This is a genomic window from Leptotrichia sp. oral taxon 847, assembly GCF_001553645.1.
GTDB lineage: Bacteria > Fusobacteriota > Fusobacteriia > Fusobacteriales > Leptotrichiaceae > Leptotrichia.
Genome location: NZ_CP014231.1, coordinates 1,690,198 through 1,703,852 on the forward strand (window position 1 = coordinate 1,690,198; position 13,655 = coordinate 1,703,852).

Consider the following 13,655-nt stretch of genomic DNA (forward strand, 5'->3'; position numbering starts at 1 on the left):
ATTAATGAGTATAAGAGATTTTAATAGTATTCAAATAAAACTGGCATCGCCGGAAAAAATACTGGAATGGTCATATGGAGAAATTACAAAAGCGGAAACAATAAATTATAGAACACTAAAGCCTGAAATGGAAGGACTTTTCTGTGAGAGAATATTTGGACCGTCAAAAGACTATGAATGTGCGTGCGGAAAATACAAAAGAATGCGTTACAAAGGAATGGTTTGTGAAAAATGTGGAGTTGAAGTTACAACTTCAAAAGTTCGTCGTGAAAGAATGGGACACATTAAACTTGCTACACCAATTGCACATATCTGGTATTCTAAAGGAACACCCAATAAAATGAGTCTTTTATTGGGAATAAGCACAAAAGAGCTGGAATCAGTTTTATATTTTTCCAGATACATTGTAACTGATCCAGGAGAAACAGGACTTGAAAAAGGTCAAATTTTAACTGATAGAGAATATAAACTTTATGAAAGCCAATTTAAAAACGAATTTACGGCAAAAATGGGAGCTGAAGGAGTTTTAGCGCTATTAGAAGAAATTGATTTAAAAGAGTTGGAACAAAAATTAGAAAATGAAATGGATACAGAACATTCATCTCAAAAAAGAAAAAAAGTTATAAAAAGGCTAAAAATAGTAAGAGATTTAATCCTTTCTGGAAATAGACCTGAATGGATGATTATGACGGTACTTCCTGTAATTCCTGCGGATTTAAGACCAATGGTACAGCTTGATGGGGGAAGATTTGCAACTTCTGACTTAAATGATTTGTACAGAAGAGTAATCAACAGAAATATAAGGCTTAAAAAATTGATGTCGATAAAAGCGCCTGAAATCGTTATAAAAAATGAAAAAAGAATGTTGCAGGAAGCAGTTGACGCCTTAATTGACAACGGTCGCCGTGGAAAACCAGTAGTTACTCAAAATAATAGGGAGTTAAAATCATTATCTGATATGTTAAAGGGAAAACAAGGTAGATTTAGACAAAACCTATTAGGAAAAAGGGTCGATTATTCGGGAAGATCGGTAATTGTTGTTGGACCAAGCCTAAAAATGAATCAATGTGGACTTCCTAAAAAAATGGCACTTGAGTTATATAAACCATTTTTAATGAGAGAATTAGTACAAAGGGAATTAGCTTCCAATGTAAAAATTGCAAAAAAAATGGTGGAAGAAGAGGATGAAAATGTATGGGAGTTAATCGAAGAAATTATTAAAAATCATCCTGTATTGTTAAATCGTGCGCCAACATTACATAGACTATCAATTCAAGCGTTTGAACCAATTTTAATAGAAGGGAAAGCGATAAGACTTCATCCTCTAGTATGTTCTGCGTTTAATGCCGATTTTGATGGGGATCAAATGGCAGTTCACTTAGTATTGTCTCAAGAAGCACAGATGGAAGCCAAAATACTTATGCTTGCAACGAATAACATCATCGCACCGTCAAGTGGTAAACCAATTGCCGTGCCTTCTCAAGATATGGTAATGGGATGCTATTACATGACAAAAGAAAAGAAAGGTGCTAAAGGCGAAGGAAGATTATTTTCTAACAGAAATCAATTAATAACAGCTTATCAAAGCGGAAAAGTGTCAGTTCACGCAATGGTAAAAGTTAGAGTTGAAGATGAATTACTTGAAACAACACCAGGAAGATTGATGTTTAATTTGATATTACCAAAAGAAGTTAGAAATTATGGAATTACCTTTGGTAAAAAAGAATTGGCAAACTTGATTGCTGTACTTTATAAAAAATACGGATTTGTGAAAACTTCAAGTTTACTAGATGATATTAAAGAATTTGGATATCATCATGGTACGCTTGCTGGAATTACAGTTGGAATTGAAGATTTGAAAATTCCTGAAACTAAAAAAGAAATACTAGAAAATGCTGAAAAAAGTGTGGCAGAAGTTGAAAAGCAATATAAAGCCGGGGAAATTATTAATGAAGAAAGATATAGAAAAACAGTAAGTATCTGGGCAGAAGCGACTGAAAAAGTGACAAAGGATATGATGGATAATCTAGACGAATTTAATCCAGTTTATATGATGGCAAATTCAGGAGCCAGAGGGTCAATTGCACAGATGCGTCAATTAGGTGGAATGCGTGGACTTATGGCAGATACGCAAGGTAGAATTATTGAAATGCCGATTAAAGCCAACTTTAGAGAGGGACTTAACATTCTGGAATTTTTTATGTCATCGCATGGAGCGAGAAAAGGACTTGCGGATACCGCATTAAGAACGGCGGATTCAGGATATTTGACAAGAAGACTGGTTGATATTTCGCACGAAGTTATTGTAAATCACGATGATTGTGGATGTGAACATGGAATTGTCGTATCGGATTTGATGGACGCTGGGGAAGTTATCGAAAAATTAAGTGAAAGAATTTACGGTAGAACGCTTGCAAAAGATTTGGTTCATAACGGAGAAGTTATCGCAACTAGAAATACTTTGATTAATGATGAATTGATTAAGAAAATCGAAGAATTGGAAATTCGTGAAGTGGAAATCAGAACACCTCTAACTTGTAAATTGGAAAAAGGTGTTTGTAGAAAGTGTTATGGACTTGATTTGTCCAATCATAAGGAAATTTTAAAAGGAGAAGCCGTTGGAGTAATTGCGGCTCAATCAATTGGAGAACCTGGTACACAGCTTACAATGCGTACTTTCCATACTGGAGGGGTTGCCACAGCAGCTTCAGTCCAATCTGACTATAAAGCGGATGTTTCTGGAAAAGTTAAGTTTAGAAATATTGAAACACTTGTAAATGAAGAAGGAAAAGAAATCGTTGTTTCACAAAATGGACGTCTGATAATTGGAAAACATAGATATGAAATTCAGTCTGGTTCAACTTTACATGTAAAAGATGGAGATACAGTTAAAAAAGGACAGGTGCTTGTGGAATTTGATCCTTATCAAACACCGATTATTACATCTGAAGAAGGTAAAGTGGAATTTAGAGATATTTATGTTAAAGAAAATATCGATGTTAAATATGGTGTTACTGAAAAAGTTGCAATTAAACCAGTCGAAAGTAATGATGTAAACCCTAGAATTATCATCTATACAGATGATGGCAGAAAAGTGGAATATGCAGTTCCATACGGTGCATATCTGATGGTAAATGAGGGAGATGTTGTTAAAAAAGGTCAAACTATAACAAAAATACTGAAAACAGGGGAAGGAAACAAGGATATTACTGGAGGTCTTCCACGTGTACAGGAATTGTTTGAGGCAAGAAATCCTAAAGGAAAAGCAATATTGTCAGAAGTATCTGGAAGAATTGTATTTTCGGATAAAAAGAAAAAAGGAATGCGTCTAATTCTTGTGGAAGATCCTGAAACAGGGGAATTAATTCAGGAATATACAGTTCCAGTTGGAGAACATCTAGTTGTAACAAATGAAATGTTAATTGAAAAAGGTGCAAAAATTACTGATGGACCGGTTTCACCTCATGATATTTTAAAAATTAAAGGGCTTGTGGAAGCACAGCAATTTATTTTGGAATCAGTACAACAGGTGTATCGTGAACAAGGGGTTACAGTAAACGATAAACACATTGAAATAATAGTTAAGCAGATGTTCCAAAAGGTAAAAATCAAAGAAGTCGGAGATTCACTGTTCTTAGAAGATGAATTAGTCGAAAAGAAAATTGTTGAAAGAGAAAATGAAAAATTAATTTCAGAAGGAAAAAATCCTGCAACTTACGAACCTGTAATACAAGGTATTACAAAAGCGGCAGTAAATACAGAAAGCTTCATTTCGGCAGCATCATTCCAAGAAACTACAAAAGTATTAGCGAATGCGGCAGTTGAAGGAAAAATTGATAGACTTGAAGGAATGAAAGAAAATGTCATAATCGGTAAGAGAGTACCAGGAGGAACAGGATTTAAAGATTATTTACATTTAGATGCCAAATTAAAATCTGATATTGTGAATGAAGAGGCAGAAAATCAAGAAGACATATTAGATGGCGAAACTCAAGACAAAATTTCTGTTGAAGAATAAGAAATTATGATTAAAGAATAAGGGAAATTTTAAATTTCCCTTATCTCATAATATAAAGTTAGTTTTTAATTTCAATGATTTAAAATGAATAAGGTGATTTTTATGAAAGGGAAATTGGTTGTTGTATCAGGACCATCTGGGTCAGGAAAATCAACAGTTACAAAACTAGTAAAAGATAGATTGAATATTCCACTTTCAATTTCTGCAACTACGAGAAAACCTAGAAATGGGGAAATTGACGGGAAAGATTATTATTTTTTGACAAAAGAAGAATTTCAAAAAAAAATAAAAAATGATGAGTTTTATGAATTTGCAAATGTCCATGGAAATTATTACGGGACACTAAAAAAAACAGTGGAAGAAAATTTGGAAAAAGGACTTAATGTCATTTTGGAAATTGATGTCCAAGGTGCATTAATTGTAAAAGAAAAGAAAAAAGACGCGGTTTTAGTTTTTTTTAAGACAGAAAATTTAGAAGTTTTGGAAAATAGACTTAGAAATAGAAAGACGGATAGCGAAGAAGTTATTGAGTTAAGGTTAAAAAATGCCAAAAAAGAACTTGAATACGAAAAAAAATATGATTATGTAATCGTAAATAAAAATATTGAAGAGTCGTGCAATGAGTTAATAAATATTATAAATTTATAAATATCGAAAGGAGAAAGTTTTTAAAAAAACTTTTTAAAATAATGAAAAAAGAAAAAATAACTATAGATGAATTATTGGAAAAAGTACCAAATAAATATGAATTGGCAATTGTTGCAGGAAAAATTGCAAAAGTTGAATTGAAAAAAGATAAAGCAAAATTTGAAGTAATGGATGAAGTTTTTTCAGATATCATGAATGATGAAGTTGAAATTATTTATAACGACAACAAAAAAATAGAAGATGAAGAAATTTAAAAAAATTTTTAATAAAGTATTGACTATTTAAAAAATCAAATTATACTTATAATGTAATATCTAAAAAATTATTAAAAGAGTTCCCTTAGATAAAAAATAAAAGGGAGTGAACAAAGTTATGTATGAAAAAAAGGAAATTCAAAAATTAATCGATAGTTTAGATATTGTGGAAGTGATTTCAGAATATGTAAATTTAAAAAAATCAGGTTCCGGATACAAAGGATTGTCTCCTTTTAAAGATGAAAGGACGCCATCTTTTTCAGTTGATCCTATAAAAAATATATTTTTTGATTTCAGTTCTGGAGTTGGCGGAAATGTAATAAAATTTTATCAGCTAATAAATGATGTGAGTTTTCCACAAGCAATGGAAGAATTGTCGCAAAAATATAATATTCCACTAAGAAAGTCAAATTTTGGAAATAATTACGAAGTTAGCCAGGATAAGTACAAAGAATATTATGAAATTTTAAACAGTGCCTATGAATTTTTTAAAAATGCTATAGAAGAAAATGATAAAGCGCTAAAATATATGAAAGAAAGAGGTTTTTTACCAGAAGATATTAAAAAATTTGAAATAGGATTTTCTTTAAATGAGAAAGATGAGCTGTTTAAATATTTGATAAAAAAAAATTTTTCTGAAGAAAAAATATTAGAATTAGGACTTGTAAAAAGAAACGAAACAGGAGCGGTATACGACACTTTTAGAAATAGAATTATGTTTCCAATTTATAATCCACAAAATAAAATAGTCGGTTTTGGTGGAAGAATTATTGAAAAGGATACGGATTTACCTAAATACTTAAATTCAGCTGATTCTGTTGTCTTTAAAAAAGGAAGGGAATTATTTGGTCTAAAAAATCGTGGGGAAGCGATTAAGAGAAAAGGCTTTGCAATGCTTATGGAAGGGTACTTGGATGTACTGACAGTAAAAAAATATGGATTTGAAACAGCAGTCGCAAGTCTTGGAACAGCTTTTACTGAAGAGCAGGCTAATTTACTAAAAAAATATACCAAAAATATTATAATTGCTTACGACAACGATGAAGCTGGGAAAAATGCCATAATAAGAGCGGGATACATTTTAAAAAAGTTGAACTTTGACATAAAGTGCCTTAGAATAACCGAAAATGTAAAAGATCCAGACGAATTTCTAAGAAAATACGGCAAGAGAAAATTTGTGGAAACTTTAAAAAAATCAGTTGATTTTTATGATTTTTTGTTTCAGGAATTTACAAAAACTTTGAATATAGATGAAATAGCTTCTAAAAGAATATTGGTTGAAAAATTTAAGCCGTTTTTTGAAACTTTTGAAAATGAACTTGATAAAGAACTATACATTCAAAAATTATCACACGAAATAGGAATTGAAGAAAAATATTTAAGGCAAGAATTTAAAAATAATAAAGATTTCAATAATAAAAATAAAAAAGGTAATAGTTATGGTACAAAAAGTAATTATGAAATAAAGGTACAGTATAAAAAAGATAAAAAAGATTTTTATGATGATTTGGAAGAACAGACAATAATGTATTGTATAAAGTATTTTGATTTAGAGAAAGAAAAAACTCAAATGCTTACAAAAAAAGATTTGACGAATAAATTTTACAGTGAATTATTTTCAAAATTAAAAGGGATAAATTTCGATGTGGCAAATGTTTCACAGATGAATAAGTTTGATCTTACTGAGGAGCAGAAAGAGAAAATATTTAGTTTGAAAATTTCTGCTGACAGAGAAATTGAAGATGAAGAAAGTTATTTTAAGGAGATATTTAAAAGTTGGCTGAGAAGGGATATAAAAAATATTCGAAAAAATATGACAAGAGAGGAAAAGTATAAACTAAAAAAAGAAGTTGAAATTGAGCTTTCAAAAGAATTTCATACATTGGAAGAATTAAAAAAAATATATAAGAAATTTGAAGAAATAAGGAGACCAGGATAATGTCTGAAAACAAAAATAAATTAAAAAACAGTCTCGCAAATTTTATAAAAGAAACAAGAAAGCAGAAAGTAGCCAGTTATGAAGAAATTAATTCCACTTTACCAGCGGATTATCCACCTGAAAAAATTGAACAGTTAATAAAAAAACTAACTGACGATGGTGTCCGAATAGTTAATACGCTAAAAGAAAAAAATGAGTTGCTAAAAGTTCCAAAAACTATGGAAGAAATAAAAAAAATGGAAGTTTCTGACTTTGAAGACGGAAATGATGAGTTTGTGGAGAACGAAATAGATGAAAATGAAGTGGACAAGTTACTACAGGCAGATTTAATTAAAATGGCTGAAAGTATGGATGTGGACGAACCAATTAAAATGTATTTACGTGAAATTGGACAAATACCACTTTTAAGTTATGAAGAAGAAATAGAGTATGCACAGAAAGTTTTAAATGGAGATGAAGAAGCGAAACAAAAATTAATAGAATCTAATTTGAGATTAGTGGTGAGCATAGCCAAAAAACATACTAATCGAGGTCTAAAAATGCTAGATTTAATTCAAGAGGGGAATATGGGACTTATGAAAGCTGTTGAAAAATTTGAGTATGAAAAAGGATTCAAATTTTCAACTTACGCGACTTGGTGGATAAGACAGGCAATAACAAGAGCGATTGCTGACCAAGGAAGAACAATAAGAATACCTGTTCATATGATAGAAACAATTAATAAAATAAAAAAAGAAAGTAGAATTATTTTGCAGGAAACTGGAAAAGAACCGACAGCTGAAGAATTGTCAAAAAAGTTGGAATTACCAGTTGAAAAAGTAAAAAATATACTTGAGATGAATCAGGACCCCATTTCTTTGGAAACTCCTGTAGGAAGTGAAGAAGATAGTGAATTAGGTGATTTTGTGGAAGATGACAAATTCGCAAATCCATATGATGCGACAACCAGAGTACTTTTAAAGGAACAGCTTGACGATGTTCTAAAAACATTAAATGAAAGAGAAGAGATGGTACTTAGATATAGATATGGCTTAGATGATGGTTCGCAAAAAACATTGGAAGAAGTCGGGAAAATTTTTAATGTAACAAGAGAGAGAATAAGACAAATTGAAGTAAAAGCATTAAGAAAATTAAGACATCCAAGCAGAAGAAAAAAATTAGAAGATTATAGGAGCTAGACATCTGGATGGCTCCTTTCATTTTAAAATAGAGGTGAGCAAATTGTTAAATAGCATAATGGAAGATATAAGAAAAAAAGGTAAATTTAGTTTTGAAAAAGTTGTCGAAAACAATGATTTATCTGATGATGAATTTTTTGAGTTTTTGAAATTTATTTATTTAGAAAATATTCCAGAAGTGCGGACATCTGTCGATGGAAATGACTTTATTGTTCTGGAAAATGAAGATTTTTATGTTTTGGAAAAAAGTACAATAAAATCTTATTTGGAAGACATAAAGTCAAGAAATAAAGAAATTTTTCAAAAAATTAAAGAAAAAAAAAGTTTTGGGGATGATGAATTAATCGACAGATATTTAAAGGTTGCGGTAAAAGAGAGTCTTGTCTATTCCAAATTTGGTTTTTCATTTTTAGATATAGTTCAAGAAGCGACATTGGGATTAATTTCAGGATTAAGCTATTATCCTAAGATAATGGAAACTTCCAAAGAGCCAGAGTTTTTTTTGAAGAACTTTTCAATAAAATATATTTTGGAATTTCAAAAAAAATTGTTAAAAAATATAAAATCAATGGAATTGTCATATATTTTATATTTGAAATTAAAATTGGACAAAGCTGGCGGTTACAGCGTTGAAGAAATTAGTAAACAAATGAATGTAAATCCAGAATACTTGGAAGATTTGGAAAAATTGTTTGACGATATAAAAGATGAAAAATCGCTAGAAAGTGAAAAAATATTTGAAAAAGCCGATAAAATAACAAAAATGTATATTTTGGAAAATATTCCAAAAAAATTAAGTTACATTGATGAACAGATTTTGGTAATGTTTTATGGATTGGATGACAAAATATATTCGGAAAAGGAAATAGCCAAGGCACTTAATATAGGTTATCATAATGTGAATATTTTAAAGGAAAAAGCGCTTAATAAACTGTCAATAGATATGCTTCAGAGTGATTTTATAAAAAATAGTGAAAATTTAAATTTTTTAGTTAATTAAAAAATTAAATAATAAAAAAATCAAAAGAAAGAGGGTATGTATGAAATTAAGAGATATAATTGGCGAATTAAAGACAATGTATAATCCTAAAATGGCAGAAGATTGGGATAATGTTGGGCTTTTAATCGGAGATGAAGATAAAGAAATAAAAAAAATACTGTTTTGTTTGGATGTGACGGAAAATGCTGTCGAAAAAGCGTTAAAAAGTGGTGTAAATTTGATAATTTCTCATCATCCAGTTATTTTTTCAGGAATGAAGAGAATTAATAACGAAACATTACACGCAAGAAAAGTTTTGAGACTTATTGAAAATAAAATAGCTGTTTATTCAATTCACACAAATGCTGATTTTTCAGTAAATGGGTTAAATGACTTTGTGATGGAAAAATTGGATTTAGACGGAGAAACGAAAATATTAAACGAAGTTAGCTTTGAAGATTACAACGAAATTAAGGATTGTTTGGAGCAACATCATGGTGGGACTGTTAGAATAAAAATTTTAAATGAAGGAATTACTTTGGAAAATTTAGTAAAAAAATTAAATATCAATTGGGACTGCCGTATGTGAGATATGTTGGAGATAAAGACAGGGTTGTCTACAGAGTGGGACTTGTGACAGGTGGTGGAAGTTCTTTTATAAGTCAGGCAAAAGGAAATGCTGATGTATTTTTAACAGGGGATTTGAGATATCACGAAGCACTTGATGTAGTTGAAGAAGGGGGACTTTTAGTCGATATAGGTCATTTGGAAAGTGAATATTTATTTGCGGACTTAATGGAACGGGAAGTTTCAAAGTTTTTTGATGGTGAAATGATTAAACATTATGAAAATCAAATTTTTCAATTAGGATAAAAAATTTTTTATAAAAAATGAGCTATCGTTATAAAGCATATAAAAAAAGAGTTTTGAGCAATAAAATGTTTCATTTCTCTTTTTTTATATTGTTAATTTTACATGAGGTGTATTCGTTGTATGGTAAAACTTACTTGAAATAGTTCTATTTTAAATGAGCTTGAGTATAAAATAAGAATTTCTAATAATTTATTGAAAGTTTCATTTAAAAAAATAAAAAAATTTCGATTTTTTAGTAAAAATTATGAAGTGGCGTTATCTTCTTTTTTTATATATCTATGGTAAATTGTATCTATAATAACAGCGATTGCATTATCTCCAGACACATTTGCCGCAGTTCCAAAACTATCTTGAGTTATGTATAGTGCAATAAGCATTGTTCCCAGAGAGCCTGTCGAAATAATTCCAACCATTCCTAAAAATGGCAGTGCTGACATTATTGCTCCACCTGGTGCTCCTGGTGCTGCTACCATTGCGATCCCCAAAGTCATTATAAATGGAAACATGGTTGACAAGCTATGAGGCATATTATTTATCATTAAGACAGCTGTAACACAACTTGTTATCGTTATGATACTTCCAGCCATATGGATTGTTGCACAAAGTGGGACGACAAAATCCCTTATCTCTTCAGAAACTCCGTTATTTTTAGCACATTCCACATTTACAGGGATTGTAGCTGCAGAAGACTGAGTTCCAAGTGCCGTTAAATATCCCGGAATTTGATGTTTTAACAACTGAAGTGGATTTTTCTTTCCAATTGCACCAGAAATTATAAATAAAATTATTAAATATATAATATGTAAAGTCAAAACACACAAAAATACCTTTATGAATACTGACATTATCGTAAATACACCACCACTGTGAGCCATATTTGCAAATGTTCCAAAAATGTAAAAAGGCAAGACTGGAATGATTGAAGTCGATAAAACTTTTACAATAATAATAGAAAAATCTGAAAATAAATTATAAATTGTTTCACCATAATCATTTTTCTGAGATTTTAACCAGCTTATAGAAAGACCCATCAAAAATGAAAAAACTACTGCTGAAGTTACATCTAGTAAAGGTGGTAAACTTATTTCAAAAAAAGGTTTTAACATTCCTTTTTCCGGGTCTCCTATTTTTGCAAGAGTGTTACTATCTATAATATGTGGAAAAACTGTTGAGGCCATTATATAGGCCAGTGTACCTGCTAAAATCGTTGAACCATACGCTATAACAGTTGTTATTCCTAGAAGTTTTCCTGCTCCTTGTGTTAAATCAGCAATTCCTGTTACTATAAAACCAATAATCATAAGTGGTATAATAAATGCCAAATATTTACTGAACAGTCCTGAAAAAGTTACAGCAATTCTAATAATCGGTCCTGGTAAAATAAATCCAGCACAAATCCCCAGCACGATTGCCATAAGTAGCCGTGAAACCAGACCTAGTTTAAATCTTTTCATAAAATTTTCTCCTTTCATTAAAAAAAAATAACTATAACTGTATTATATCATAAATTTAAGGTTTTTATAAATTAATTTTTAGAAATACTTTTAATTTATTTTTGGTTACAAAGCGTTGTTCTGTTCAATATTATTCTCATATTTTTTACATAAGGGTAAAGGACCACCATTTCTACTTATTAAAAAAAATAAAAAGATTAAACTAAAAACAAAATATAAAATAAACAAATTAATCAGTGGATTTGCTTGATAATTATTTATAAAAAAATAAAATTAATGAAAAAAATTTTTTGATTAATTGCGAAATATGGTAAAATAATGATATAAAAGTTTTTAAAAATTAGGAGAAAAAAATGAAATTAGTTTATTTAGATAATGCGGCTACAACAAAAATGTCAAAAAAGGTAGTTGAAGAAATGATAAAATCGTTTGAAGATATTTATGGAAATCCTTCTTCAACACATACTTTGGGTCAAAAAGCAAAAGCTGTAGTTGAAAATGCAAGACATATTGTGGCAAAAAATTTAAAAGTTGAAGCAAAAGAAATAGTTTTTACTTCTGGTGGTGCGGAAGGGAACAATCTTGTCATAAAAGGATTTTTAAAACAGAATAAGGATAAAGGAAAACACATCATAACGACCAAAATCGAACATTCAACCGTGCTAAAAACTTTTGAAAGTCTTGAAAAGCAAGGGTATGACGTAACTTACATAGACGTTACAAAAGATGGAATAATTGATGTTGAAAAGCTAAAAAAAGCAGTTAGAAAAGATACAGCGCTTGTGTCAGTTATGTTTGTAAATAATGAAACTGGAGTTATTCAGCCAATAAAGGAAATTGGTGAGTTTTTAAAAGAAAAAGAAATTTTTTTTCACACGGATGCTGTTCAGGCAATTGGAAAATTTGAAATTTATCCAAAAGAGTTGAGAATAGATGCTTTGACTGTGTCATCGCATAAATTTTACGGACCTAAAGGGACCGGATTTGTGTTTATCAACAAAAAATATAATGTTGAAAAAGAAATTTTTGGAGGAAGTCAGGAGAGAAATAGAAGAGCGGGGACTGAAAATGTGAATGGAATTTTGGGAACCGGCGTTGCACTTGGGGAAGTTTATGAAAAAATGGAAGTGGTTTTTGAACACGAAAAAAAAATTCAAAAATATTTGGAAGAAAAATTGAAAAATGAAATTGGAAAAATTCAGAAAGTGGAAATAAATGGAGAAAATTCAAGAAGAGTGAAAAATATTACAAATGTTTTTATAGAAAATACGGATATTCAAATGCTTTTAGTAGCTCTTGATATGAGGGGAATTTGTGTGAGCGGAGGTTCAGCCTGTATGTCTGGTTCGCTTGAAAATTCGTATGTTTTAAAAGCTATGGGATTAAATGATGAAAAATTGAAAAGTTCGTTTAGAATCAGTATTGGAAAAGATACGACAATTGAAGAAATTGATTATTTTATTGAAAATTTGAAAGAGATAATATAAAAAATTTGTGAAGGAGTGAAAAGTAAAAATGGACAAAATTAAGGCAATATTTTTGGATTTGGATGGGACAGCGCTTACAAGTGAGCATACAATTTCTGAAAATTTAAAAAATAAATTGAATGAATTAGAAAAAAGAGGAGTTAAAATTTTTATTGCGACAGGTCGTACATTTACTTCAGCAAGTCCTTTTATCGAAATGCTTAAAATAAAAAATCCCGTGATTACTTATAACGGTGGAAGAATTGTGGATCCCGCAACAAAAAAAATGATTTATGAAAAACCGCTAGATGCGAATGCTGTGGAAAAGATAATAAAAATTGCAAGAGAAAAAAATATTCACTTGAATTTGTACACAGATGATAAATTGTACATCGAAAAAGAGACAGATGAGGGGAAAGCGTATGCTGAAAGTGTTGGAATTCCGTATTATGTGGAAAATTTTGACAATTTTTTTGGAAAAACTTCGACAAAAGCGCTTTTTATCAATGAAAATGAGGTTTTAAAAAAGTTGAAAAAAGAATTGGAAGAAAAGTTGCCAGATGTTACATTTGTGTTCTCAAAATTAAAGTATTTGGAAGCGCTAAATAAAGAAGTGAATAAAGGGTTAACTGTTAAAGTTATGCTTGAAAAATATAATATTTTGCCACAGGAGGCAATGGCTTTTGGAGATCAATGGAATGACTTGGAGATGTTAAAATCAGTAAAATACGGGTATCTTATGGGAAATGCGACCGAAGACTTAAAAAAGGAATTTTCTTCTGACAGAATAACTTTGTCCAATGACGAAGATGGAATTTATGAAATTCTAAAAAATTTATAAAGTAG

General features: G+C 30.2%; 9 protein-coding genes and 1 pseudogene. 9 read left to right on the forward strand and 1 reads right to left on the reverse strand.

Annotated elements, in window-relative coordinates; translation table 11 throughout:
* The first annotated feature begins 4 nt into the window (after positions 1-4).
* The 7 genes and pseudogenes from rpoC (at position 5) to AXF11_RS07935 (ending at position 9,889) form a co-directional block, all read left to right on the forward strand.
* Positions 5-4,018, forward strand: a complete 4,014-nt coding sequence (gene rpoC, locus AXF11_RS07905; protein ID WP_068156825.1) for a DNA-directed RNA polymerase subunit beta' — start codon at positions 5-7, stop codon at positions 4,016-4,018.
* Between the two features lie 102 nt (positions 4,019-4,120).
* Entirely contained in the window at positions 4,121-4,666 is a 546-nt protein-coding gene (gene gmk, locus AXF11_RS07910) for a guanylate kinase (protein ID WP_068156830.1), read from the forward strand.
* Between the two features lie 41 nt (positions 4,667-4,707).
* Positions 4,708-4,920, forward strand: a complete 213-nt coding sequence (gene rpoZ, locus AXF11_RS07915; RefSeq protein ID WP_068156832.1) for a DNA-directed RNA polymerase subunit omega — start codon at positions 4,708-4,710, stop codon at positions 4,918-4,920.
* A gap of 118 nt (positions 4,921-5,038) precedes the next feature.
* On the forward strand, positions 5,039-6,859 hold the full coding sequence (gene dnaG, locus AXF11_RS07920; protein ID WP_068156834.1) for a DNA primase: 1,821 nt from the start codon (positions 5,039-5,041) through the stop codon (positions 6,857-6,859).
* Positions 6,859-8,037: an RNA polymerase sigma factor RpoD gene (gene rpoD / locus AXF11_RS07925; protein WP_068156837.1), complete on the forward strand. Its 1,179-nt coding sequence runs from the start codon at positions 6,859-6,861 to the stop codon at positions 8,035-8,037. The genes dnaG and rpoD overlap by 1 nt, the downstream gene beginning before the upstream one ends.
* 34 nt (positions 8,038-8,071) lie before the next feature.
* Positions 8,072-9,037, forward strand: a complete 966-nt coding sequence (locus AXF11_RS07930; RefSeq protein WP_335338990.1) for an RNA polymerase subunit sigma — start codon at positions 8,072-8,074, stop codon at positions 9,035-9,037.
* 91 nt (positions 9,038-9,128) lie between these two features.
* A pseudogene (locus tag AXF11_RS07935) lies at positions 9,129-9,889 on the forward strand (Nif3-like dinuclear metal center hexameric protein).
* Positions 9,890-10,131: 242 nt separating this feature from the next.
* On the opposite strand, the gene AXF11_RS07940 reads toward AXF11_RS07935, so the two are convergent.
* Positions 10,132-11,343, reverse strand: coding sequence for a dicarboxylate/amino acid:cation symporter (locus AXF11_RS07940; protein WP_068156844.1), 1,212 nt, complete (start codon positions 11,341-11,343; stop codon positions 10,132-10,134).
* A gap of 353 nt (positions 11,344-11,696) precedes the next feature.
* Between AXF11_RS07940 and AXF11_RS07945 the strand changes: the two genes are divergently transcribed.
* Both AXF11_RS07945 and AXF11_RS07950 read left to right on the forward strand, forming a co-directional pair.
* Positions 11,697-12,830 carry a cysteine desulfurase family protein gene (locus tag AXF11_RS07945; RefSeq protein ID WP_068156847.1) on the forward strand — a complete coding sequence of 378 codons (1,134 nt, stop codon included), beginning with the start codon at positions 11,697-11,699 and terminating at the stop codon, positions 12,828-12,830.
* A 28-nt stretch (positions 12,831-12,858) separates the two neighbouring features.
* Positions 12,859-13,650: a Cof-type HAD-IIB family hydrolase gene (locus tag AXF11_RS07950; RefSeq protein ID WP_068156850.1), complete on the forward strand. Its 792-nt coding sequence runs from the start codon at positions 12,859-12,861 to the stop codon at positions 13,648-13,650.
* Positions 13,651-13,655 lie beyond the last annotated feature (5 nt).